The organism is Leptospira idonii (assembly GCF_004770995.1).
Classification (GTDB): domain Bacteria; phylum Spirochaetota; class Leptospiria; order Leptospirales; family Leptospiraceae; genus Leptospira_A; species Leptospira_A idonii.
Genome location: NZ_RQHW01000031.1, coordinates 141,986 through 165,498 on the forward strand (window position 1 = coordinate 141,986; position 23,513 = coordinate 165,498).

At 41.7% G+C, this 23,513-nt stretch carries 23 protein-coding genes and 1 tRNA gene; 8 read left to right on the forward strand and 16 right to left on the reverse strand.

The window, feature by feature from the left end; translation table 11 throughout:
- Window positions 1-99 precede the first annotated feature (99 nt).
- Window positions 100-651 carry a DJ-1 family glyoxalase III gene (locus EHS15_RS09010; protein ID WP_135760226.1) on the forward strand — a complete coding sequence of 184 codons (552 nt, stop codon included), beginning with the start codon at window positions 100-102 and terminating at the stop codon, window positions 649-651.
- 5 nt (window positions 652-656) lie between these two features.
- Here EHS15_RS09010 and EHS15_RS09015 read toward each other — a convergent pair whose 3' ends face one another.
- From EHS15_RS09015 to rpsT, 8 genes are all read right to left on the reverse strand, one after another.
- On the reverse strand, window positions 657-1,007 hold the full coding sequence (locus tag EHS15_RS09015) for an STAS domain-containing protein (protein WP_135760227.1): 351 nt from the start codon (window positions 1,005-1,007) through the stop codon (window positions 657-659).
- Window positions 1,008-1,053: 46 nt separating this feature from the next.
- On the reverse strand, window positions 1,054-2,655 hold the full coding sequence (locus EHS15_RS09020; protein WP_135760228.1) for a carboxyl transferase domain-containing protein: 1,602 nt from the start codon (window positions 2,653-2,655) through the stop codon (window positions 1,054-1,056).
- Window positions 2,656-2,657: 2 nt separating this feature from the next.
- Complete coding sequence (locus EHS15_RS09025; RefSeq protein ID WP_135760229.1) at window positions 2,658-3,575, reverse strand: alpha/beta fold hydrolase; 918 nt, start codon at window positions 3,573-3,575, stop codon at window positions 2,658-2,660.
- The gene (locus EHS15_RS09030; RefSeq protein WP_246052012.1) at window positions 3,572-4,624 is read right to left on the reverse strand and encodes a GlmU family protein; all 1,053 of its coding nucleotides are present in this window, start codon (window positions 4,622-4,624) and stop codon (window positions 3,572-3,574) included. Before EHS15_RS09030 ends, EHS15_RS09025 begins: the two co-directional genes overlap by 4 nt.
- Window positions 4,624-6,459, reverse strand: coding sequence for a glutamine--fructose-6-phosphate transaminase (isomerizing) (glmS, locus tag EHS15_RS09035; RefSeq protein WP_135760230.1), 1,836 nt, complete (start codon window positions 6,457-6,459; stop codon window positions 4,624-4,626). The genes EHS15_RS09030 and glmS overlap by 1 nt, the downstream gene beginning before the upstream one ends.
- Window positions 6,444-7,820, reverse strand: coding sequence for a phosphoglucosamine mutase (gene glmM / locus EHS15_RS09040; RefSeq protein ID WP_135760231.1), 1,377 nt, complete (start codon window positions 7,818-7,820; stop codon window positions 6,444-6,446). The genes glmS and glmM overlap by 16 nt, the downstream gene beginning before the upstream one ends.
- Window positions 7,821-8,007: 187 nt before the next feature.
- Window positions 8,008-8,080 (reverse strand) — tRNA-Val (locus EHS15_RS09045).
- A 151-nt stretch (window positions 8,081-8,231) separates the two neighbouring features.
- Window positions 8,232-8,507 carry a 30S ribosomal protein S20 gene (rpsT, locus tag EHS15_RS09050; RefSeq protein WP_135760232.1) on the reverse strand — a complete coding sequence of 92 codons (276 nt, stop codon included), beginning with the start codon at window positions 8,505-8,507 and terminating at the stop codon, window positions 8,232-8,234.
- Between the two features lie 121 nt (window positions 8,508-8,628).
- Here rpsT and EHS15_RS09055 point away from each other — a divergent pair, with 121 nt between their 5' ends.
- Genes EHS15_RS09055 through EHS15_RS09070 form a run of 4 tightly spaced genes read left to right on the forward strand, consistent with a single transcriptional unit; the run spans window position 8,629 to window position 12,274 of the window.
- Window positions 8,629-8,913: a hypothetical protein gene (locus EHS15_RS09055; protein ID WP_135760233.1), complete on the forward strand. Its 285-nt coding sequence runs from the start codon at window positions 8,629-8,631 to the stop codon at window positions 8,911-8,913.
- Window positions 8,910-9,938, forward strand: a complete 1,029-nt coding sequence (locus EHS15_RS09060; RefSeq protein ID WP_135760234.1) for an LIC_10450 family protein — start codon at window positions 8,910-8,912, stop codon at window positions 9,936-9,938. The genes EHS15_RS09055 and EHS15_RS09060 overlap by 4 nt, the downstream gene beginning before the upstream one ends.
- Window positions 9,935-10,732: a hypothetical protein gene (locus EHS15_RS09065; protein WP_135760235.1), complete on the forward strand. Its 798-nt coding sequence runs from the start codon at window positions 9,935-9,937 to the stop codon at window positions 10,730-10,732. Before EHS15_RS09060 ends, EHS15_RS09065 begins: the two co-directional genes overlap by 4 nt.
- 15 nt (window positions 10,733-10,747) lie before the next feature.
- A complete protein-coding gene (locus EHS15_RS09070; protein WP_135760236.1) occupies window positions 10,748-12,274 on the forward strand; it encodes a thiolase family protein in 1,527 nt (508 codons plus the stop codon).
- Here the strand turns inward: EHS15_RS09070 and pheS are convergent.
- From pheS to EHS15_RS09105, 7 genes are read right to left on the reverse strand one after another with little or no spacing between them, the layout of a single operon-like run.
- Window positions 12,271-13,296 (reverse strand): phenylalanine--tRNA ligase subunit alpha, encoded by a 1,026-nt coding sequence (gene pheS, locus EHS15_RS09075; protein WP_135760237.1) that lies wholly within the window; start codon window positions 13,294-13,296, stop codon window positions 12,271-12,273. The genes EHS15_RS09070 and pheS overlap by 4 nt on opposite strands.
- Window positions 13,293-14,687, reverse strand: coding sequence for a UDP-N-acetylmuramate--L-alanine ligase (locus tag EHS15_RS09080; protein ID WP_135760238.1), 1,395 nt, complete (start codon window positions 14,685-14,687; stop codon window positions 13,293-13,295). The genes pheS and EHS15_RS09080 overlap by 4 nt, the downstream gene beginning before the upstream one ends.
- Window positions 14,684-15,268, reverse strand: coding sequence for a hypothetical protein (locus EHS15_RS09085; protein ID WP_246052013.1), 585 nt, complete (start codon window positions 15,266-15,268; stop codon window positions 14,684-14,686). The genes EHS15_RS09080 and EHS15_RS09085 overlap by 4 nt, the downstream gene beginning before the upstream one ends.
- 31 nt (window positions 15,269-15,299) lie before the next feature.
- Complete coding sequence (locus tag EHS15_RS09090) at window positions 15,300-16,388, reverse strand: hypothetical protein (RefSeq protein WP_135760239.1); 1,089 nt, start codon at window positions 16,386-16,388, stop codon at window positions 15,300-15,302.
- Window positions 16,385-18,256, reverse strand: a complete 1,872-nt coding sequence (locus tag EHS15_RS09095; RefSeq protein WP_135760240.1) for a motility-associated ABC transporter substrate-binding family protein — start codon at window positions 18,254-18,256, stop codon at window positions 16,385-16,387. Before EHS15_RS09095 ends, EHS15_RS09090 begins: the two co-directional genes overlap by 4 nt.
- Window positions 18,257-18,259: 3 nt before the next feature.
- Window positions 18,260-18,991, reverse strand: a complete 732-nt coding sequence (locus EHS15_RS09100; RefSeq protein WP_135760241.1) for an ABC transporter permease — start codon at window positions 18,989-18,991, stop codon at window positions 18,260-18,262.
- Window positions 18,988-19,917 (reverse strand): ABC transporter ATP-binding protein, encoded by a 930-nt coding sequence (locus EHS15_RS09105; protein WP_135760242.1) that lies wholly within the window; start codon window positions 19,915-19,917, stop codon window positions 18,988-18,990. The genes EHS15_RS09100 and EHS15_RS09105 overlap by 4 nt, the downstream gene beginning before the upstream one ends.
- A 33-nt stretch (window positions 19,918-19,950) precedes the next feature.
- Here EHS15_RS09105 and EHS15_RS09110 point away from each other — a divergent pair, with 33 nt between their 5' ends.
- Window positions 19,951-21,480 (forward strand): PAS domain-containing sensor histidine kinase, encoded by a 1,530-nt coding sequence (locus EHS15_RS09110; protein WP_135760243.1) that lies wholly within the window; start codon window positions 19,951-19,953, stop codon window positions 21,478-21,480.
- On the forward strand, window positions 21,477-21,878 hold the full coding sequence (locus EHS15_RS09115) for a response regulator (protein WP_135760244.1): 402 nt from the start codon (window positions 21,477-21,479) through the stop codon (window positions 21,876-21,878). The genes EHS15_RS09110 and EHS15_RS09115 overlap by 4 nt, the downstream gene beginning before the upstream one ends.
- A gap of 34 nt (window positions 21,879-21,912) precedes the next feature.
- Here the strand turns inward: EHS15_RS09115 and EHS15_RS09120 are convergent, their stop codons facing one another.
- Window positions 21,913-22,911, reverse strand: coding sequence for an adenosine kinase (locus EHS15_RS09120; RefSeq protein ID WP_135760245.1), 999 nt, complete (start codon window positions 22,909-22,911; stop codon window positions 21,913-21,915).
- Between the two features lie 84 nt (window positions 22,912-22,995).
- On the opposite strand from EHS15_RS09120, the gene EHS15_RS19505 reads away from it, so the two are divergent.
- Window positions 22,996-23,475, forward strand: a complete 480-nt coding sequence (locus tag EHS15_RS19505; protein ID WP_135760246.1) for a DUF1564 family protein — start codon at window positions 22,996-22,998, stop codon at window positions 23,473-23,475.
- Window positions 23,476-23,513 lie beyond the last annotated feature (38 nt).

Here is a 23,513-nt window from a genome sequence, read left to right on the forward strand (position 1 = left end):
ACCTGAGTTTTTTCAAGAAGTTTCCAGTGCATCCTTTCCTCTCATCGATTTTTGAGGAAAATACTTGAATGCCATCCTTGAAAATAGAACAGTTTCCCTATGTCCTCTCATGTGCTGATCCCTTTTGCAAACGGTTTCGAAGAGATGGAAGGAATCATTCTCGCGGATGTATTTCGCAGAGGGAATGTAAAAGTGACAGTCGCTTCTTTGGAAAAAGGCCCGGTCACAGCTTCCCGAAAAACGGTTCATATTGCCGACCAAACATTGGAAGAGGCTGCGAAAGAAGATTTCGATATGATCGTCCTTCCCGGCGGTTTAGAGGGAACCAAAAATCTGCAGTCCTCCTCCCTTTTGAAAGAAATATTAGAAAATCATAATAAACAGGGAAAACAGATCGCTGCCATCTGCGCCGCCCCCAATGTTCTCAGAAACTGGGGTTTTCTTTCCGGAGACGATCCGTTCACTGCGTTCCCTTCCAGTTTAAGTTTGGGAACGGGAGGAAACTACAAGGAAGAAAGAATCGTATCACATAACAATATATATACGAGTTTAGGACCTGGTTCTGCGTTTGAGTTTGCTTTGTTTCTTCTGGAAAGATTAGAAGGAAGGGAAATCAAAGAGCAAGTGGAGAAAAATCTTTACTTGCCCTGAAAATCTTAAGTTTCTCTCTCTGCGATCAGAGAGTCTACCGCTGTTTGTTCCGATTGATACACTTCCAGATGGCTTTCCATACCGGTAAGTTTAAAGACCTTGGCAACAGATCCATGAACGCTGCAAACTTTCAAATTCCCATGATATTTTTTCAATTTGTACATGGCGGTCACAAGAGTCCCGATGCCGGACGAATCCATAAAAGGGACTTTTTCTAAGTTCACTACGATTTCATACTGTTGGTTGCGAATTTTCTTATCAAGAACGTCTTTCAATTCTTTGGCGTTATAAAGGTCCACCTCTCCTTCCAGGGAGATAATGGCGATTGTATCGACTGTCTTTTCGTGAATCAACATTTGGTTTGAGTTTTCATACTAAAAGGAAATGGAAAAGAAAAAAATTTTACATTCTGAATACACCGAACGGCTTTCTTTCCTCTTCCCTTCGGGAAACGATGGAAAGCGCTCTCCCCAGTGTAACTCTGGTTTCACTCGGATCCAAAATTCCATCGTCCCAAATCCGGGCGGAACTGTAAACCGAAGACGATTTTTTTTCATAATCATCCAAAATCGGTTTTTTGAATTTGATTTCTTCCTCTTCCGAGAAACTTTTTCCCTCTTTCTCCGCCTGGTCTTTTTTTACCGTCCAAAGAACGTTGGAAGCCTGTTCTCCCCCCATCACTGAGATTTTAGCGTTGGGCCACATCCATAAAAAATCGGGAGAAAAAGCTCTACCGCACATTCCGTAATTTCCTGCGCCATAGGAGCCACCTGTAACAACGGTTAATTTGGGAACTGTGGTGGTGGAAACCGCATTGACCATTTTAGCACCGTCTCTTGCGATTCCCGCATTTTCGAATTTTTTACCTACCATAAAGCCTGTGATGTTTTGCAAAAACAAAAGAGGAGTTCTTCTTTGGTCGCATAATTCGATAAAGTGAGCCGCCTTCAAAGCGCTTTCCGAAAACAATACCCCGTTGTTGGCGATGATCCCCACGGGATATCCGTAAATTTCCGCAAAACCGCAGATCAATGTAGTTCCGTATAATTTTTTGAATTCATGAAATCGGGAACCGTCCACAATGCGAGTGATGATCTCTTTCACATCGTAAGATTTACGGGAATCTTTTTGGATCACTCCGTAAATTTCTTCCGCAGCATACAAAGGCTCTTGCGTAGGAAGAACGGGGGTTTTCTTTTTATAATTCAAATTTTTTACGATCGAACGGGTGATTTCTATGGCATGAAAATCGTCTTCCGCATAATGATCCGTCACTCCGGAAATGCGACAGTGTACATCCGCACCACCTAACTCTTCCGGTGTTACGACTTCTCCCGTAGCAGCTTTCACCAAAGGAGGACCTCCGAGAAAGATGGTCCCGTTTCCTTTTACGATGACCGATTCGTCGGACATAGCCGGAATATATGCTCCTCCGGCAGTGCAAGATCCCATAACAACTGCTATTTGAGAAATTCCTTTGGCGCTCATATTCGCCTGATTGAAAAAGATCCTTCCGAAATGTTCCTTATCCGGAAACACTTCATCCTGCATGGGAAGGAATGCTCCTCCTGAATCGACCAGATAAATACAAGGAAGGGAATTTTTCTCGGCTATCTCTTGGGCACGGATGTGTTTTTTAACGGTAAGAGGATAATAAGTTCCTCCTTTGACGGTCGCATCGTTTGCGACGATCATACACTCCACTCCTTCAATCCTTCCGATTCCTGTGATGATTCCCGCAGAAGGAACAGTGTCTGGATACACTTCGTGAGCCGCCAAAGTGGAAAGTTCCAAAAAACCGGAACCTTCGTCTAACAAATGATGGATTCTTTCCCTTGCTGTGAGTTTTCCCCTGGACTTATGACGTTCTACCGCCTTTTCTCCACCACCTAACTTCACTTGTTTGGTAAGATTTCGAATCGGAACAAGATGTTCTAAAAATGCGGAGCGATTCTCCTGAAATTCGGCGGAACTTGTACGAATGTGGGAAAGGATGGTTTCCATTTTTATTCTTCCTCAGAATTGGATTTGGATCTGGAGAAATGAAACGTTTTGGTTTTCTTTTTTGCGAAAGAACCGATGAAGTAATCGATTTTTTCCGCAAGTTCTTCGGGACATTCTTCCATAGGAAGATGTTTGGATGGAAGAGAAATAAGAGCACTGGTTCTTAAGGTTTCTTTGATGAATTCGGTCTGTGCAGGAGAGATTCTGAAATCGAAATCGCCTATGATGATTTGGCGAAGACCCACGAGAGACTTCACTCCGTCTTCCACATCTCTCAATGCATGAGAAGACCTGTCTACGTTCTTCAAAAATTCCAAACTGTTCTTTCTGTTTTTCCCGGTAAATAAAAGTTCGAACTGATCCTTCTCCCATTGCGCATCAAAGACAAAATCTTTTTTCGTAAGGAAAGCCTGGTAGATAAAACGAAGAAGAGGAGGACGGAACAAAAAGGAAAGAAGAGCACCAAACAAAGGAATACGAAGCAAGTTGACAGGAAGATAAAACCTGAATTTGGGAAGATTAAGAAAACCGTTCAAAATAGTAAGAGACTTTACAACTTCAGGATGTTCTTTCAAAAGAAAAGCGAGTATAGGAAGAGCATAGTCGTGGGCCACGATATGCACTTTTTTTTCGGAAGCGATTTGATCCAAAAAACGATAGAGGTAATAGGCCTGCATTCTATGCGAAAGAGGAGAAGATGGTCTGTCGCTAAGTCCGATTCCTAAAAAATCGGGAGCGATCACCTTATATTTCCCTTCTAAGAAAGGAAATAGTTTTCTATAATTATAGGAAGTAGTGAGAAATCCGTGCAAAAGCACTATGATTTCGGTTCCTTTTCCCGATTCCTTGTAGAAGAAACGAATTCCTTCCACTTCCGCATATTTTCCCGAATTGATATGATCTTGTAAAGAAGGGCTCAAATTTTTATGTCCACCAAACTAACATAGAGAGAACGAAGGTATTCCTCCTCGAAAGGAAGCAGATTGATACTTCGCCTAGCCATTATTTTGCGAGTATCGTTGATAAAATCTTCCAGACGGTAATGCCCTCCGGAACGGATCCATGTGAAAGGAGACTGATATCCCGAAACACGACTGTCCAAAAGATTACATCCGATGTCAGTCACAGAACCTGTGTTCAACATCACTCCGATTGCAATCTTAGAAAAAGGTCCGAGCATAGATCCGAATTTGATCGTTCCTGTATTCGTTTCCACATCGCCTGTTTTGAGTTTAACGATTCCGTAATTATTTTTGAGATCGCTCGTAGTGGAAAGTGCACCCAGATTGACCCAGCTAGAAACGAAAGAATGACCTAAAAACCCTTCGTGATGTTTATTCGAATAATCCAAAATGATCGAATTCTCTACTTCTCCGCCGATACGGCAATTGTTTCCGATAAGAGTTCCGCCCGTGATTCTGGCATTGTCGATTTGGGAAGATTTTCCGATGTAAAGAGGGCCTTCTAAAAAACTGAAGGAGGAAATTTTCACACCTTCATCCACAAGGATCGGACCGCCGGAAGTATCGAAAACCACTCCCGGATAAACGACCGCATTCGGATGGACGTAAAGATGTTTGTCTTTTCCTACTACGTGAAATCCGGAAGACTTCACTTTGTACTTTTGTCTGAACTTTTTCCAATCCTTATTGAAGTTCAAACTGTCCTCTATTAAGGAAGTGACGACTCTTTGCAATTCCCAAGGAAAATGATTTTCAGGAAGAATCGTTTCATCATAAGCCATTTCCTTGAAAGGAAGAATTTCAGGATGTCTTTGCAGAATCAATCTTTGGAATTCTACATCCTTTCCCGCATAATAGATCTTTGTGGAAGGATGTTTCATCTTCATTTTATCAAGAAGACTGTATCCTCCCAGATTCCATTCGAAAAAAGAATGAAACCGAGAAATCGGGTCTAATACCTTAGGCCGATTCCTTTCGTCGATAAGTATGGTCTTGGAAACGGACACTATTCCACCGTTACCGATTTAGCAAGGTTTCTAGGTTGATCCACATTACATCCCCTAAGAATTGCTATATGGTAAGATAATAACTGCAAAGGAACCACAGCCAAAAGAGGAACCAACGCATCGGAAATGCTAGGAATCTCAAAAGTGAAATCGGCCATCGATTTGATTTCCGTATCCCCTTCCGTAACGATCGCAATGACCTTTCCTTTTCTTGCCTTCACTTCCTGAATGTTGGAAATCACTTTTTCGTAAGAACTATCTTTGGTTGCGATAAATACGACAGGCATATCTTCGTCGATAAGTGCGATCGGACCGTGTTTCATTTCCGCAGCAGGATAACCTTCCGCATGGATATAGGAAATTTCTTTCAATTTCAAAGCGCCTTCCAAGGCCACAGGGAAATTGAAACCCCTTCCCAAATATAAGAAATTTCTAGCTTGGTAGAACGATTTGGAAATGGTAAGGATCTCGTCCGCTTTAGAAAGTATTTTAGTTACCTTATCCGGTATGGAATCCAAACCTAACAATAGTTCTTGGTATTGACTCATGGATATGGTGCCTTTTTTCAGTCCCAGATACATTGCCATCATCGCCAAAATCGTAACTTGAGAAGTAAATGCTTTTGTGGAAGCTACACCTATCTCAGGACCTGCATGCAGATAAGCGCCTGCGTCCGCTATACGAGCGATGGAAGATCCCACCACATTGCAGACTCCGAAAATCAAAGCGCCTTTCGACTTCGCAAGTTCGATGGCGGCCAGAGTGTCCGCAGTTTCGCCGGATTGAGAGACTGCGATCACGATATCTTGTTCTCTCACTACCGGGTTTCTATAACGAAACTCGGAAGCATATTCCACTTCTACGGGAACTCTGGAAAGTTCTTCGAATAGATACTCTCCGATCAGGCCTGCATGCCAAGAAGTACCGCAGCCGATCAATATAAGTCTGTCCGCATTGATGAAACGATTCAGATACTGATCCATTCCGCTCATGAACAGATGATGTTCTCTGGAAACGAGTCTTCCTCTCATCGCATCCCGAACGGATTTAGGCTGCTCAAAGATTTCTTTGAGCATAAAATGAGGATAACCGCCCTTTTCGATATCTTCCAAATCCAATTCCAGTTTTTGAATGAAAGGAGTTTTGGTGACATTCTCCAAGTTCTTAACAGTAAGGCTTCCGTCTTTTATGACTGCCATTTCTCTGTCGTTCAAATACGTTACGTTGTTCGTATATTCGATGATAGGTGTTGCATCGGAAGCCACGAAAAATTCGCCTTCTCCAATCCCTATTACGAGAGGAGAACCTTTTCTAGCGGCGATCATCATACGGTCATCGTCTTTGGATAAAACCACGATGGCATAAGCGCCTACAACTTCGTTCAATGCGAGTCTCACCGCTTCGTCGATAGAACATTGATTTTGGCGTTTGATTTCCTCGATCAAATGAATTAGCACTTCGGAATCTGTGTCCGATTTGAACACATGACCGCTTAACTCCAATTCTTTCTTGATGGATGAGTAGTTTTCGATGATTCCGTTGTGAATGATGGCAAGTTTTCCGTCTGCACTGGAATGAGGGTGAGCGTTTTTATCGTTCGGCTCTCCGTGAGTCGCCCAACGAGTGTGTCCGATTCCCAAAGTAGCATCCAGTTTTTTAGTACCGATTTCAGCTTCCAAATCGGAAACTTTTCCTTTCTTTTTGACGATTTCCAAATTACCGTTTAACATCGCCACACCGGCGCTGTCATAACCACGGTATTCCAGTCTTTTCAAACCTTTGATAATTACGGGAAGGGCTTCTCTTTTGCCCAAATAACCTACGATTCCACACATGTTTGCACCCTCTTTAAGGTTTCTTTTAATTTCGCTTCTGATTTGGCTTCCGCTATGACTCTGAATATCGGTTCAGTGTTAGATGGTCGAATATGAATCCACGTATCCCCTTCCGACAGCCAAAGGCCGTCCTTTTTGGAGATGGTTGCCCTTCCGAATCCGCTTACGAATTTATCGTACAAATCGTTCAGGGAATATTCTTTGGACAAAGGAAAGGATTGTTTGTCCATGTGGATGGATGGAAGTTCGGAAACGAGTTCATCGATCGTTTTTTTCTCTTCCGCCATCAAATTTAAAATATGTGCGATTCCAGACAAAGTGTCCCTTCCGAAAGAAGGAATTTTCGGATCAATCACTCCTCCGTTTCCTTCTCCGCCAAACACTGCCTTTTCGGCAATCATCTCTTCCACTACGTTGGCTTCCCCTACTTTGGAACGGATCACCTTCGCACCGAAAGTTTCCGCAACATGTTCGTTCAGAAAGCTGGTAGATAAATTTACGACCACCTTACTTCCCTTTTTCGAATCGGAAAGAACGTTCTTAAGCACCAAAGGAAGAGTCAATTCTTCAGAGATCGCTCCTCTTTTAGGAGTGAATAAAACTAGTCGGTCCGCATCCGGATCCAAAGCGAAACCGATTTCCGCTTTCGACTTTTTGAAATGTTTTTCCACGGATTTGAGTGCGGCAGGAGTCGGCTCCGGAGGTCTAGGAAAAGTTCCGTCCGGTTTGCAGTTGTGTTCGATCACCTGGCAACCTAACGTGCGCAATAAGGCAGGAATTACGTAAGAACCCGCTCCGCCCACAGCATCTACGAAGACTTTGAATTTTTTCTTTTTTATTTTAGGTACATTGACTCGAGACAGAACGGACTTAATATGAAGATCGATATAATCTTCTCCCGATTCCACATACGACTTAGGATGAATGATCTCGGGAGCGAATTGGGAATGTTTCAATAGATTGAGCAAGGTTTCGTTTTCTTTCGCATTGAAGAAAAATCCTCCTTTGGAAATGAACTTAAATGCATTCCATTCCATAGGATTATGAGATGCGGAAATCATAATTCCGCCTCTCGCCTTTGCCAAGTTTACGACAGCCTTTGTGGTAGGTGTGGGAACCAAACCTAAATTTAAAATGGAAGATCCGTTCGCAAGTAATGCGGAAGTCAAAAGATGTTCCAGATAAGGCCCGCTCGGTCGAGAATCCCTTCCAATAACAACCGTTCCTTGCTCCATCATCGTTGCGAAGGACTGAGAGAACAAAAGCGCCTCTCCTAAACCCAAACCGTTGGCAATCTTTCCCCTCACTCCCGAAATGGAAATCATCAGGCGGGAAAGGTCGTATTCTCTGGAAATTCTCATAGATTCCTATCCAAATTGGTGGTTCTGGGGGGAAAGTCTATCCTTTTCAAAGGAGGGGGAGTGCGGTAGGTACCACAGAAATGGAGAAAAGAACAACAATTGCGCTGAAGTTTATTTTGAAAAAAAGTGATAAGAAGGAAAAACGGGCGGGATACCCGGATGGAAAGATAAAAAAAGAAAAACGGATTGGGCGATGACAGGATTGAACTGCCGACCCGCTGCTTGTAAGGCAGCTGCTCTCCCAGCTGAGCTAATCGCCCGTTCTGTAATGCCATTAAAATCGGCAAGGGATTGCTGTCTAGAAATTTTAAAGATTTAGAACAAATGGAAAAATCTGTAACGAAAAAGTAGGAGAAACAAAAAAGGCCGCAGAAAGCGGCCTCTCATTCTTTAGCTAAGCAGTGAGTTTAGTTAGGCGGCAGGTTGAGCAAGAGAGTTGATTCTTGCAGCCATTCTAGCTTTCTTTCTATCAGCGTTTTTTTTGTGAATGAGATTGATTTTTGCAGCACGATCCAATCGAGAAGAATACTTAGAGAAGAAACCAAGAGCTTCCTCTTTGTTTCCGGATTTAATAGCTTTTAGTAAATTACGAGCATAAGTACGAATTTCAGTTCTGTCTTCTGCGTTACGTGCTTTGCGGCGCTCTGTGCGTCGGATGTCTTTTTTGGAGGATCTTAAATTAGCCAAGGAATGTCCCCTTCGAGGAATTTTTACTAATCTTTTGAGTACCTGTCGTAGGGTCAAGGCGAATCATTAAAAAAATCGTTCCATTTCCTTTCTTTTCCTCCTCTTTTTCCAGGAGAGGCCTATGTTTTACTGTCTGCTGGAAATCGACCGGGAATTGGCACAAATTCTTTCGGAAAAACATCTGGATTTAGGGTTAATCTTAAGATTGGCCCTATGGGGATTGAGACTTCCTAAACAAAGTCATTGGCAAAGAAGCGAATCTTCTCCATTGCATCATGAAAGAGTCTCTCTTTCTCGTTTTGATTTTTTCACATTATACAGTAGGTCATTCGAGAACGAAGTTGACCCAAATTTACTTCTTTCTTATGCTTTTACAGAAGCGTTGCTGGATATACTACGACTGTGACACCGGAAAAAGGAAAACATAATTATATTCGCATTGGATCGATCACAGAAATCGATCCGAATAAACTTTCCATTTCTCAAATCAATCAACGATACGTCGATAGCGATAACAATCGTTATGCCCTCAGATTCAATAAAGAAACCAGAAGAATCGAAATCATCAAAATCATCTCTAACCAAAGCTATGAGATCGTAAATCAAAACCAGGAATCCTCCTCTCCCAAACAGGAAAATAAGGAAACAACCCCGATTCCTAAGCAAGAAAGCAAAGTTTTACCTAAGGATGTGACGGAGGTACCACAAAATCCTTCTTCCCCTCCCCTCGAACAGACACTTTTGGAAGGAGACATCGATCTCAATATCATGACGGATGAGGATCTAGCGGCTCAATCCTCCATATCCGAACCCTCAGGAAAAGCAAATCCTCTGGAAGAAGATGTGGTACTTACCAACTTAGCCCCTTCCTCAAAGACAGAATACCGTTCTCCTCATGTTTTGGTGGAGCATTTCATCAAGGTTTTGGGGACCTATAAAGAGAGAGCGAACGCAATCATCAAAAACCTGCAATCTTCCCGTATTTTCGAAATCACAGGGGACCCTTCCGAAAACAAAAACATAGTAGGAAACCTAGCCAGGGAAATGGAAGCCCAGGTTTTCGAGGTCATCGATAAAATGATCGATTTGCATAAAGAAATGACCTCTTATCCTCGTCCTATTACATATTACATCTCTAAAGCTCCTGCAGACAAAAGGGAAGAAATGAAAACCATCGACTCCGATAAGGAAAAATTGGACAACCTTCATCTCTTCGAAATGCAGAGGTTCACGGAAATCATCGTGAGGGATTTAAAAAAACTAAGTTTACAATTAATGAATATTCTAAACTTAAAATCTGACAGCCAAGTAAAACAATTGCAATACCCCAACCAACTAATGTATGTCGATGCGAAGAACGCTTCTTTGTATTTCTCTCAAGATTTGGACAAAACCATTATGGAGGTTGATAACTGGAAAAAACAAAAATGAATAAAGAACTCTCAGAAGCAGAAACAAAAGCGATTCTCGAAAAAATCAGAAACGAATACAAAGAGCACGGCAAACTCAATCCGAAGGCATTCGACTCAATAGCATTCGAAAAACGTTATCTTCAAATTTTACAGATGCGCGGAAACATCGGAAAATTTTTATCCGAAGAAGTGGTTTTCCTGGAGCAACTCAAAGGCAAGTTCCAAGAAATCGTCGCAAAGAAAGAAGCCCAAAAAGCGCAGACACTCAACCGCATCATGGATGAATCCATAGAGAAGCTGGCCAATTATAAAAAGATAGACTTTCATCCTATGGCAAAAACGGAGCTTCGTTATTTTTACGGAGCGATGGCCGACTTTGCGGAAACGGAACTTCCCGTTTTGATTCTAATCTTTAAGGGAACACCTGAATATTCCTTTTTGCAGGATGCGGTTCTACAAATAGAAAGAATCGGAGTGATTCGAAGAGGTCTTCCTTCTTTGAAAATTCAAGAACTCATTAAAAGTATGTTAGATGCCAATGGAAATGCGATCCTAGTGGAAAAGGCTTCTCAAAATCTTTTGAAAGAAGGTTGTTTGGCTTTAAAAAACATATACACCTCCATCCAAGATCTTGTCTCAAAAAACAGAATCAATCCCGATCTAATGGCGAACATCAACGAAAGGGATTATCCGAAAGCGTATGCCACCTACGGAAGCAGAAGGTTCGAAGTATGTTTGAATCGCATTTCTGAACAATGCAAACAAATCATACAAGATTTTAGAATGAATGCCTTGATGAGTATGGACAATTGATTTTCCTTTGGAAAAATGACCCCTATTCTTCTCGGCGCTGCCGATACAATTGAATCCGAATTCGATGCGGAAGAATACAAAGCCGCATCTTCTTTAGAAAAGTATTATAAAATTCTATTTCGTTCCGTAGACAAACTGTTCGGTTTTCTGGGAACAGATCGCAGCAAAATCGCACCCTTTCTGACCGATTTCGTTTCCATCGAAGCCCAATCCTTAGGCAGGGAAGGGTACGGTTATTCCGTAAGAGATGCGAACGATTTGGGTTTCTCGGGAATCGCTTGTCATACGGTGGATCTGGGAGGAGCCAGCGTAGGGGGAGCCTTACAACAGGCCTATACGATCGTTTCAGCTAACCCTGATTCGGTGGTTTTGGTTGCAGCGGCGGACATTCCTAAATCCGTTTTCAAACAAGTTTCCGATCTAAAAAGACTCACTGCGACCGTCTGCCATAAAGATTGGGAAATCCCTTACGGTTCCACACTCATCGGTCTCTATGCCCTTCTTGCGGAAAGAATGATGAAAGACTCGGGAGTCAATTCCGAAGACTTCGAGGAAATCACAAAAGTATTCCGCAGTTATGCGGTCAAAAACAAGAGAGCTTTTCAATACGAAAAGGAACTTACTGACAAACAATTAAAGAAACATTTGGCAGGCCCCTACTCCACACCAATGATCGCCATCGTTACCGATCACGGTTTTGCGACTTTGATCACTACGGAAGCAAAAAAACAAGAGTTAATCGAAAAAGGGGCAATTAGAAAAGATGCGGACCATGTGTATCTTACCGGTGCGGGACACAGTATTCATGCGGAATATTTCACCCAAAAGAAAGATCTTGCCAGCCCTTCAGGAATCGCAGCAGAAAGAGCTTTTTCCATCTCAGGATGGGAAAGAGAAGATCTGGACTACGCATGGATTTACGACTGTTTTACGGGGATGATCGTTACGGAAACAAGCCATTACTTCGGAAAATCTCCCAAAGAAGTGGCCGCTTCTCTTAGGAAGGGCAAAGTTCCCGTCGGCAACAAAGAAATCCCCATCAACTTAGGAGGAGGAATCCTCAACTATCAAGCGGCAATGTCTCTTTCCGGCGCTGCGGGACTCATAGACGTAACAAGCCAATACGGCCTTGCGGCAGATCCCATTCCTAACCGCCTCGAAAAAACACCTAACGTAAGTTTACTTGGAGGAAACGGGGGAATCGACAGCATCAATTCGGTGATTATCTTCTCAAAAGAACTTCCAAGGAAACCAAAAAGAAAGGCAAACATCACAAGAACGATCTCCGTCAATGTTCCCCAAGGAAAAGAGGGAGAAGAAGGATTCATTCTTTCCGCAACGACTGTGAATTTTAATCCGGGAGGAGAAAAAAAGCCTCCCTATCTTTTATGCGCTGTTCAAACAAAGGGAGGTTCTATGATACTCACCAATCTTTACGATTCCCAAGGGAAAGAAATTATATCCGCGGAAGGGATCAGATTGGGAGAAACCAAAGTGAAACTGCAGAATAAAAATTCGATTCTGCAGTCCGTTTTAGTTTAGAACTGATTCAAAAATCTCAGGTTTCCGGATTGGAAATAGCGGATGTCGTTGATCCCGTAACGCATCATTACAAGACGATCCAGTCCCAATCCGAATGCGAAGCCTGACCATTTTTTAGAATCCAACTTTGCATGTTCTAATACATTAGGATGTACTAATCCACAAGGAAGAAGTTCCAACCAGCCGGATTGTTTACATACGGAACAACCTTTTCCTTCACAAACAAGACAGTTGATGTCCAATTCGAATCCAGGTTCAACGAAAGGAAAGTATCCTGGGCGAAGTCTTGTTTTTACTTCTCTACGGAAGATACGAGACAACAAAGTTTCCATCGTGTAAATCAAATGAGCGATGGAAATCCCTTCTCCTACAACCATACCTTCCACTTGATAGAAAGTATTTTCGTGAGAAGCATCCACTTCTTCGTAACGAAACACTCTTCCCGGTGCGATGATTCGGAAAGGAGGTTTTAAATTACGAAGCGCCCGAACTTGAATGGCGGATGTATGAGTACGAAGAAGATTTCCGTCTTTAGTATAAAACGTATCCTGCATATCTCTCGCAGGATGATCTTCCGTAAAATTCAAAGCTCCGAAATTGTTTTCATCGGTTTCCACTTCCGGTCCGTCCATAATGGAGAAACCCATAGATGTGAATATATCTTCTATTTCGTATTGAATTTGAGAGATAGGGTGAAGAGTGCCTCTTTCCAAAGGAGGAAGGGATTTTAAAGAATCGAAAAATTCGTTCTTCAGTTTTACTTCGTAAAACTCTTCTTTGATTTTTTTTCTTTGTGCTTCTACGAAAGACTCTATCTTTACTTGAGCCTCGTTAGCAAGTTTCCCTGTCGTTTTTTTCTCTTCAACACTTAAGGAAGCAAGTCCCTTAAGAACAGATGTTAGTTTTCCTTTTTTACCGATAAAATTGTTTTTATTCTGATCCAATTCTTCATCGGATTTCGATGCGATTACGGCAGCTTCCGCTTCTTTGATTAGGTTTTCTATTTCTTGGGTCAGGCTCATTTGATTTCTCTTTCTAAAACGAGTTTGGACAACTCGGGATAAATTCCTCCGAAAGCTCCGTTGGACATGGCAAGAACGATCAATTTGGATTTATCGAACTTACTGATTTCTTTCGTCACTAACGAGAGCAGATCTTTCGGATCTTTGCAATACAATGCGGGCTTTTTGGTTTTCCCGGAAGTATCCTTCACTAACTTTTTCACGTTTAATTTAAGTTTAGCGGACACTTTGTTTACTTGATATACTTCCGTAATCAAAGTCAAATCGGAGCCTTTAAAGGAAGCGGCAAAATCGTCCTGAAACACATTTCTATGGGAAGTGGCACTTCTCGGTTCGAAAAGGGAGATGATTTTGTATCCCGGATATGCTTCCTTATGGGCACGAATGGTTTCCTGAATGGCGACAGGATGATGTGCAAAATCCTCAACAAGAAGGCTATTTTCATTTTGTATCAAAATCTCTTGTCTTCTTTTTACTCCAGGGAAGGTCAGAAAAGCATCGATGATTTCCTTTCTTTTTTCGGGAGCGATTGCCAGACAGATTCGAACCGCAGCTTCCGCATTTCTATAGTTATGTGCACCGATCAAAGAAGGTTTTAACTTCAATTTGGTTTTTAAATCGGTCAATATCCCTTTTTCGTATTTGAATACAGAGTTTTTGTCGCTCAATTCGAATGCTTCCGTAGGTGCATGTTTGTAAGATTCCAAAATGGAATTTAGGTTTTTGGATCCTTTCCAAAACAAAACCTTTCCTGCACTGGGAACCAAATTTAAAAGTCTTTTGAACATGACTTTAATCGCATCCAAATCGGCGAAGATATCGGCATGATCGAAATCCAAAGCGTTTAACACTAGATAGAAGGGTCTGTAATGTAAAAACTTGGAACTTTTGTCGAAGAAGGCGGAATCGTATTCGTCCCCTTCGATCACGAAATATTCCCCTTTCCCCAGAGCGAATCCAGGGTGACCGTCTTTACGAATCCCTCCCACGAACAAACCGGGTTCCATTCCGATTTGGGAAAGAATCCAGTGAGTTAAAAATGTGGTGGTGGTTTTTCCGTGAGTTCCTGCGATCACGATCGGCTTTTTGCCTTTCAGAAAAAAATGCCCTATCGCCTGGGCCATACTCATATATTCTTTTCCCGAGTTGAGAACCTCTTCCACTTCCGGATTTCCTCTCGAAATCGCATTTCCGATGATCACTAAATCGGCATCTTTTACGTTTTCCTTCATATAACCGGATTTAGGTGCAAGACCCCATTCCACAAGTTTATCGGACATGGGAGGATACAGATTCTGATCGGAGCCGGATACGTCATGGCCGATTTCTTTCAACATATAAGCAAGATTGCCCATGGCGATCCCGCCGATTCCAACGAGGAAAATTTTCAAAAGACTACCGTCCTAATTATATTGTAAACGAGAAGTGGAAAGGCCGCTAAAAATAGAAAGAAGAGAAGAGCCTTCATGAAAAAGAATAGAAAATCGAAAGATGTCCATCCTCTCATCATGGATAAAAACATATAGGAGAGTTGGAGGGAATAAAGACCGCCTAACGCAATAAACAACAAAGGAAACGGTGCGGGAAGAAACCAAAATACAGCAGTCGTTGAAAAAGGAATAAAAGAGATCGCAAACACATGAGGTTCCGGGCCCTGCCAATCCTTCAAACGGTCTCTCATTTTATGGTAGATGCGGAAACTATCTAGTAATCGAAGTAATACGATCACCGCAAAATAAAATACGAATACCGCGAACACACCTTGCAATAAAGTGATTTTAGTGTCTTCATCGTCCGTCGTGACTTTTAGAACGAAGATCTGAATCAAGTTCCCGACAAACTTGGATATAATTCCAAGTGCCGCCAATTGAATGTGGATTAAGAATAAGTCTCTTCCTCCTAAATCCTGCTTTTGGAAAAAGGATTCAAAAGCGGACTTGGGAGAGAAAAAAACGTCCCGGACCAAGTCCATACGGGAAGAAAATGAATTCGAATTTTGCACCTTATTGGATTTTCTGATTGGGGCGTTCAAAGCGGGAAGCATTTTTCACACCTAAGGTCGCTTGGATGAAATTTTGAAAGGTCTCTTCCTTCACAAAACTAGGGCTTTCTTCGAAATAAGGAGAAAGTTCTCTCAGAACAGGACGATAGATCTGCCCGTTCCATTCCGCTTTAGGATAAAACTTCACCTTCCAACGATACCCTGTGGAATGTTCCGCAACGAATACTGCTTCCGGCTCCGATTCGGTGGATGTTTTAGCGAAAGCAAAACCGGGACCGGATTCATCGTCCGGATAAAGATCGGCTCTGAGATTTTTACTTTGGGTTTCCCAATTGTTTCCTACATCGGGAGAAAGCACGATTCTTTCCTGAGTGGGGCGACTCCATTGGTTCACATAAGTATCGTATTGATTTTTTTTCGCTCGGTTCTCCGCACGAATCTTCATCCCTTGCCCTGAAAATTCCAAAGAAGTCAAATAACCGCCGCTAAATTGTATATATTGCCTTTCCCGAAAGGCAACAGATTTCGTTCTGAATTTATCCGCCAAATAGGAGTAAGGAGATAAAATCTCTTCTTCAACTCTGGCAGAAACTCTGGAAGAATCGGAAGCGATTTTTTTACCGAAATAAATGATTTTTCCTTCTTTAGGTGAGAAGGATACATCGGAAAGGTCTTCAGATAAATTGAGATTAGGCGCATCTTCCTTCAAACAATAAGATTCCAAAACCGATTCGGTTGATTTTTCTATGAACTTCGTTTTGAGAACGCTTAGATCCGAGAAAGTATTCTTTACGTTGAAGTTACCTTCGTAAGTGATGAGGGTTTTTGTTGCAGGATCTTCTTGAGATACGGAAAAAACGGGAGGTTTTTTCCAGCCTCTTTCGAAAAGACGAAACAACAAAGGATTCTCTGCAAAACCCGGTTCTTTTTCTCCGCACCAAGTTTCTTTAGGTGGAGAATACAACGCAGTTTTCCAATTTGTTTTCCAAAAATTAACTTCTGTTAAGTTTTCATCTTTCTCTTCCAAAAAGAAAAAGAGAAAAAATAGAAATACGAAAGCAGTAACGACTAGGATAAGTTTATTTTTCATACTTCCACTGATGATTTTTTTCTTCTGGAATGAACGTAATAAGAACCGAGTCCCAAGATGAGTCCCGGATAAAGAAACACTCCTATGGCCCAAACGATTAACTTCTGATTGTCGGAGAGACTGATGGTCTGGATTTCATCCTTCTTGGGAGGAATCTCGGCAATCCCCGTATCTTGAAATAATCCGGTCACTGCGGCATTCGCAAAATGTCCGTTCATCGCATATACTATGAATTGATCGGTGATCCAGGAAGTTCCGGAATGCAGGATGATCTTTCCTGTTTTTTCTCCCGTCAAAGATACGGGAGTGAGAAGGACGGAAAGAAGCAGGTTCTCCTTTTTTTCGTCTCCATCCATCTTTGAATTTCCGTTCCCATCTGCAAAAATTTCAAACCCTGTTTCCAACAGATTTTCGGACTTAAATTGAAAAGGTGCGGTTCCTGAAGATTCAGTCACCAAATATCCGCTATAGGGAAATAAGACTCCTAGATCTTTTTTGGGAAGAAGGTCAGTGAGTTTGTTTTCGGAAAATTTTCTAGCAAGGATGAATCCCGGTTTTTCGGATCTTTCCACCAAAACTTCGTTTTTGTATTTCAGCCCGGAAATTCCCAAAAGCCAGGAGAAATCTTCTTTTCCTTTAGGTTCCACAGTGATAAAGATTTTTCCGTTCTGTTTCAATACATAGTTTTTGATTTCTTCCCTGGCTTCCTCGGAGAAAGGAATGGTCGGTCCTAAAATCACGACCAAATCGGCATCTTTAGGAAAACCGGAAGGCCAGCCTTGTGCAAAACCCCATTCGGATATGTTAAAGTTCAAAAATTGTAAATTAGTTGTGAAGCGGTTCACTTGTTCGTTCGGAAGGGATTTGAATCCCAATCCGAATCTTTCCCCGTTGGAGGAAGTGAAATAGATTTTTTTCTGTTCCGTAGAAACGTTGAAGATCGCCGCCATCAATTTTCGTTCCAGATCTTCCAAGTCTGCAGGATCTTTCGCAAAAACCTTTTCTTCAGCAAACGGTGTGAGACTGTCCAAAAGAGATGCTTTTTTAGAACGAACTAAGATCGTTCCGTTGGATGCCTGCCCGAAATCTTTCAATAAATCGGTTTCCACATCCGCATTGATAAAGGTAACCGTGAGCAGAGGATTTTCCGCCTTGATCTGATCCAGAAGGATTTCTATATCAGGACGAACACGAGTGAGTGCCAAGGAACTCGACTTATCTCCGTTCGCCGGTCCATCCGCTTCCAAAGGTCTGGGATAAAATGCGGTTATGGTGGTTTCTTTTTTGATTTGTTTCAGTAAATTTCTGGAAATAGGAGAAAGGGAAAATTTTCCTTTCGAACTGAGATCGAAATTATAATTCCTTTTGATCGCAAAATAATTGAACGCTACGATCAGAGGGAGAACGAAGAGAAAACCCAATACGGCATTTTGCAACAAAGAACTTTTCGCTTTCGAAAGATTGCTCTGCGCTTCCAAAGAAGACTTTCCGATTTCAATCAGTACAATCTGTAACAAAAACGCTAAAGAGAACACAACCGTCAAAAGAAGAAGAAATTCCCTGATTTTGGGAATGGAACTGGCTTGTGAGTTAACTCCTGCAACACTTGCAGAATCCAGATAATCTCTCAGCAAGGAAAAAACGAATGCAAGAACGCCCAAAGCCGTTCCTAAGTATCGATTTTGGTCTTCTTTGCGAATGCGATGTACGATGAGTCTGTAAAGAAAATCGGATACCAAAAAAACGAAAACGATAAAAAGCCAAGCCATTCGTTTGGCAGGATCGGTCACCATTCCATCCAATAGAAAAAATAAGAATAAGGAAATTACGCTTAAAAAAGGGAAAATTCTATCCAAAGAAACTAACATTGATTATCCTCTCCATCTTCTGGATTCGAGTACTTTCACGGTAAGATATAAAAACAAAAAGGAACCTGTAAGAAAAAATACGATTCCAGTCAAAGGAAGAACTCCCTTCGAGAAATTAAAGAAATGGGAGAAGATATGAAGATGAAACAATATCTTTCTTGTCGTTGCCTGAAATAGATGGGAAAAATACCCCACAACCCAAAGAGTGAGTATGATGAGTACGGAAATCAAAAGAGAGATCATTTGATTTTTCCCCAGACTGGATCCGAAAAGCCCCACACTGTATGTGAAGATCCCCAAAAGAAAGACTCCTACTGTGCCGGATGCAACAATATAGAAAGGAGCCTGCCAATAGGAATAAAGTATAATAGGAAACAAACCGTTTACGAAAACAGTGATGACCGCACAGATAGTAACACCGAATAGAAATTTACCGAGCACGATGTCTACGTCCGTGATAGGGCTTGTAAACAACAATTCAAGAGTTCCCTTATTTCTTTCCTCTACGATCGATCCCATAGAGATGATGATCATGGAGATAAGAATTGTCGTCATAAAGGAAAGGAATGTGACTACGGTCGCTTCTTCGTAATTGGCTCTTCCGCTGAAGTTTAAAATCATCACAAAAAGAGCATTGAGAAAAGCTGTGCCTCCCAAAACAAGAGGACCCATATATGTTCCGAAAAATAACTTTAATTCTTTTTTATATATCCAAACAGCGATTTGCCAGTTCATATTTTCTCCATAAAGATTTGTTCCAAAGAAACTTCCTGTTTTTTCAGAGATTCGATTTGAATTCCGGAAGGAATGGCAGTCGTAAAAAGTTTTTCCTTAAAAGCCTTAGGATCGGAAGTTTTCACTAAGAATATATGTTCTTCTGAAAACAATCCGTTGTAGGCCAGACTATCAGAACCACCTAATTGTGATTTGAGATAATCTTCCAGTTCTTGTTTGGTTTTTCCGGAAAGACCGATCTCCCATCCTGCTAATTTTCCCATTTCTTCTTCCAGTTTTTTCAAACTTAACTCTTGTTTAAGGGCGCCCTTATGGATGAAGAGGAATTTATCGCAGGTTTTATAGATTTCGGAAAGGATGTGACTGGAAATAAGAACCGTATGATCTCCTGCAAGGCTGCGGATTAAGTTTCTGATTTCTACGATTTGTTTCGGATCCAATCCTGAGATCGGTTCGTCCATAATCACAACTTCAGGATTTCCTAATATGGCTTGAGCGATGCCCACTCTTTTTCTGTAACCGAGAGACAACGTTACGATCAGTCTGTCTTTGACCTCGGTAAGATTCGTTTTTTCCAAAACCTTTCGGATTTCTTCGGTTAATACGGACTCTTCGATTTTCTTCAAACGACCGACAAACTGCAAATAGTCGAATATGGTCAAATCCTCATAAAGAGGAGGAGATTCGGGAAGATATCCTATTTTTTGTTTTGCTTCTAAGGGATGTTCAAAGATGGATTTTCCGTCGATCTGAGCATCACCTGCACTGGGAATGAGAAATCCCGCAAGAATTCGGATGGTTGTGGTTTTTCCGGCTCCGTTCAGGCCGAGGAGGCCAACAACTTCCCCTTTTTCCAATTTGAAATTTAGGCCGGTGATGGCTCGTTTTTCGCCGTAAAATTTAGATAAATTGCTGACTTGTATCATAACTCTGGTTTTACTTTAGCTATATTTGCACCTATGAACGAATTTTTCGAAAAAATCAAAGGCTTTTTCAAAGATGAGCCAAGCTTTGTAGAAGCAAAGCAACTTCTTTTAAAAAATTGGGAGAAAATCACCCCTCCCTATCTGTACGGAATTTTGGAAACCGTTAGAGATTCCGTTTTCATTTTAGATACAAATTGGACTTATCTTTATCTCAACTCTCGTGCTTTGGAAATGGTCGGCATGGAAAGTTCTCAAATCATCGGAAAAGAAATTTGGGAATTATTTCCACAGGTCAAAGACAGTGAAATCGGCAAAAAAATACTAATCGCAGTTAACGAAAAGAGAGGGATGCAGTTCGAAGAAGTGCATCAGGATACGGAACGATGGTACGATTTATCCGTTCACCCTTCCGAAAAATATATTTTCATTTTGGGTAAAGAGGTCACTTCTCAGAAAAAAGTGGAAAAAGGCTACGAAAGTGCCGTTTCCAAAAACAGAGCGATCCTCAATTCCATTCCTGACAAACTCTATCGAATCCATAAGGACGGGACAGTCATCGACTATAAGATGTTCCCCGATTTTGCGGATTGGGAAACGCCTGCACAAAATACGGACGGAATGTTCAATACAATGGAATCGTTGTTTCCGGAAGACCGGTTGGATTCCATTCGAAGCATGATCTTTCAAGTATTGACTTTAGATCTTACACAAACGGTAGAATATTCTAAAGAAGAGTACGACGGAACCAAGTTTTACGAAGCAAGGATCGCAAAAAGCGGGAACGATGAAGTTCTTGCCATCATCCGAAACATTACGGAAAGAAAAAGAACGGAACAACTCAAAAACGAATTCATCAGTTTGGTCAGCCATGAATTAAGAACTCCTTTGACTTCGGTGAAAGGAGCCATTGAACTTTTAATAGGTGGTGTCGCAGGAGAGCTTTCCAATCAGGCAAAGTCTCTTCTCAATATTTGCAGAAAAAACACTCTCAGATTGGTTCGCTTCGTTACGGATCTTCTCGACATTGAGGCCTTGGATTCAGGAAACATCAATTTCAAATATAAATCTTATTTTTTAGAAGAGATCGTACAAACTTCCATCGACGGAATGAGGACGTTTGCGGAACAATATCATGTTCTTTTGAACTATGTGAAGGAAGCCGAGTCCATTACCGTGTTTGTGGATGAGGACAGATTGAACCACTGCATCACGAATTTGATTTCGAATGCGGTGAAATACACTCCTAAGTATTCGGAAGTGATGATCCTGGTAGGAAGAGGAGATTCCGAAGCTTATATCAAAGTCTCGGACAAGGGTCCGGGGATTGATCCTGTTTTTCAGCCGAGACTCTTTCATCGTTTTACGCAAGGAGCTCCTCCTAAGGATAAATTGGTGGGAGGAACAGGGCTCGGACTCTCTATCACAAAAGGTTTTGTGGAAGCGATGAAAGGAACGATTGATTTCGAAACAGGTTCGGATGGTTCCACATTCATCATCAAACTTCCTTTATATGAAACAAATCATTTCGGAAATTTTGCCCAAGGGATGGGTGCCAATCAATGAGTTCCATCAATCGCAAGTTAAAGACAGTTCTCATCGTGGAAGATGAGGAAGATATCATCGAGATCCTCAGGATCGCGATCGAATTCAATTCCGATTTCAGTCTTCATTTCGCAAAAACAGGGCCGGAAGGATTACAAAAAGCGATCATCCTGCAACCTGATTTGATTCTTTTGGATGTTTTGATGCCTGGTATGAACGGATTAGAACTCATCGAAGAACTGAAGATTTTTCCTGAAACGGAAGGGATTCCCGTCGCATTCATCACTTCCAGAGTTCAGAAGAATGAAATTCAAGAATATCAGAAAAGAGGTGCGATCGGTGTGATCGAAAAACCGTTTGCTCCCTTGGAAATCACCGCAAAGATTCATTCTCTTTGGGAGCAAACATACCAAAGTTAGGTTGATATAGACACCTAACTTTGATTATCAAAAATTAATCTTTAAAACCTTGTAGAATTTCGTCTTGTCTTCCCATCAAGCGGACGGATAGCCTTGGACCGACTTCTTGCACGATTCGAGAAGCAACGTAGTTTCCCCATCTGGCAGCTTTCTTTGGAGAAAATCCGTGTGTGAGCCCGTATAGAACTCCTGCGGCGAACGCATCTCCCGCTCCTGTCGTATCGATCGGCTTTACAGGAAAGCCCGGAACCAATTCGACTTTTCCGTTTTCCACCACATAAGCGCCTTCTTTTCCTGCAGTCATAAATACCATCGGAGAGAGTGTTCCTATATAGGCGACTGCTTCGGCAGGATCTTTTTTTCCGCTGAGAGCAAGTCCTTCTTCCGTATTGCAAAATACTACGTCTACGTAATCTTTTGTGAGTCGGATGAATTCGTCTCTGGATCGGTTCACACAGAAAGGATCACTGTAGGTAAATGCCACCTTTACATTGTTTGCTTTCGCAGAATTCATAGTGAGTTCGCTTGCTTTTTTTGTAGAATCTCCGTCCCACAAATATCCTTCTACATATACGTATTGAGATGCTTTTAGTCTTTCGATGTCTATGTCTTCCGGTGTTAAGGAAGTGGATATTCCCAAGGATGTGAGCATAGTTCTTTCCGCATCCGGCGTTGTAAGCACCACGCATGTTCCCGTATGCCCGTTTGCGTCGGGCGTGGTTTCAAAAAACACTCCCGCTTCTTCCATATCTTTTTTATAGAACTCGCCGTATGTGTCTTTTGTCACTTTTCCTGTGTAACAACATGTTCCTCCGGAATTTGCGATCGCAATCATTGTGTTAGCGGCACTTCCTCCGGAGCGGAGTTCTTTTTTCACTTCACTTAAATCTGCAAGTATTCTGCCTTGTCTGGTTTCATCGACTAACGTCATGATCCCCTTATCGATCTTTTGCTTTGTTAGAAAATTGGGATCTATAAAAGCGATTATATCTACGAGTGCGTTACCCACTCCGAAAACATCATATTTCTTCATTGGTGCAAAAATGAAATAAACGGATCGCAAGTCCTCTATTTTTTAGGCCCATTTACTGGTTTTATACTCTTTCTAAATCGAGTCATGGAGTCTTTTGTTTGGGAATTCGAAGAAGATACAAGCCGCTACCGCACTGCCGTTTCTACTTTGCTTTTATCTCCCGCCTCGGCTCATTTCCTTCGCAGGAATTTACTGAGAAATCGCAAACAATTCCAAGGACTATTGCACCATCTGATCGAAAAACATAAATCTTCCTTAATGGACTATCTTAGCAATTTAAAGCAAAAAAAGAATTTGAGGATTCACTATCAAGAGTACAGAAATAAGCGGAAAGGTTATAGGCGGGTTCATTGCCGGCCTAGTGACCGAGAGTGGGCGCAGATAGGGTTGATTGCAAATGGGTTTAGGGTCTCTAGAACTTTTATTATAAGTCTTCTATTGGAGTGGGAGCGATTTGCAAGGAAGAAGAAAGTAGTAAGAGTTCCGACAACTTACTCACCCATCTCCTATCATATAAGATTCCATCTATTCAAACAAAAACGAAGCTTTCATTTTCGCTTATAAATCAAAATTGACATCGGAAAAACCGCTACCAATCTGCC

Bases quoted from the DNA above. Each gene is read 5' to 3' on its own strand.
- EHS15_RS09105 (WP_135760242.1), bottom strand. From the start codon at position 19,917: ATGATACAAGTCAGCAATTTATCTAAATTTTACGGCGAAAAACGAGCC.
- EHS15_RS09070 (WP_135760236.1), top strand. From the start codon at position 10,748: ATGACCCCTATTCTTCTCGGCGCTGCCGATACAATTGAATCCGAATTC.
- EHS15_RS09015 (WP_135760227.1), bottom strand. From the start codon at position 1,007: ATGTTGATTCACGAAAAGACAGTCGATACAATCGCCATTATCTCCCTG.
- EHS15_RS09100 (WP_135760241.1), bottom strand. From the start codon at position 18,991: ATGAACTGGCAAATCGCTGTTTGGATATATAAAAAAGAATTAAAGTTA.
- EHS15_RS09120 (WP_135760245.1), bottom strand. From the start codon at position 22,911: ATGAAGAAATATGATGTTTTCGGAGTGGGTAACGCACTCGTAGATATA.
- glmM (WP_135760231.1), bottom strand. From the start codon at position 7,820: ATGAGAATTTCCAGAGAATACGACCTTTCCCGCCTGATGATTTCCATT.
- EHS15_RS09010 (WP_135760226.1), top strand. From the start codon at position 100: ATGTCCTCTCATGTGCTGATCCCTTTTGCAAACGGTTTCGAAGAGATG.
- EHS15_RS09065 (WP_135760235.1), top strand. From the start codon at position 9,935: ATGAATAAAGAACTCTCAGAAGCAGAAACAAAAGCGATTCTCGAAAAA.
- EHS15_RS09090 (WP_135760239.1), bottom strand. From the start codon at position 16,388: ATGAAAAATAAACTTATCCTAGTCGTTACTGCTTTCGTATTTCTATTT.
- EHS15_RS09085 (WP_246052013.1), bottom strand. From the start codon at position 15,268: ATGGACTTGGTCCGGGACGTTTTTTTCTCTCCCAAGTCCGCTTTTGAA.
- EHS15_RS09110 (WP_135760243.1), top strand. From the start codon at position 19,951: ATGAACGAATTTTTCGAAAAAATCAAAGGCTTTTTCAAAGATGAGCCA.
- EHS15_RS09020 (WP_135760228.1), bottom strand. From the start codon at position 2,655: ATGGAAACCATCCTTTCCCACATTCGTACAAGTTCCGCCGAATTTCAG.
- EHS15_RS09115 (WP_135760244.1), top strand. From the start codon at position 21,477: ATGAGTTCCATCAATCGCAAGTTAAAGACAGTTCTCATCGTGGAAGAT.
- pheS (WP_135760237.1), bottom strand. From the start codon at position 13,296: ATGAGCCTGACCCAAGAAATAGAAAACCTAATCAAAGAAGCGGAAGCT.
- EHS15_RS19505 (WP_135760246.1), top strand. From the start codon at position 22,996: ATGGAGTCTTTTGTTTGGGAATTCGAAGAAGATACAAGCCGCTACCGC.
- glmS (WP_135760230.1), bottom strand. From the start codon at position 6,459: ATGTGTGGAATCGTAGGTTATTTGGGCAAAAGAGAAGCCCTTCCCGTA.
- EHS15_RS09095 (WP_135760240.1), bottom strand. From the start codon at position 18,256: ATGTTAGTTTCTTTGGATAGAATTTTCCCTTTTTTAAGCGTAATTTCC.
- EHS15_RS09055 (WP_135760233.1), top strand. From the start codon at position 8,629: ATGTTTTACTGTCTGCTGGAAATCGACCGGGAATTGGCACAAATTCTT.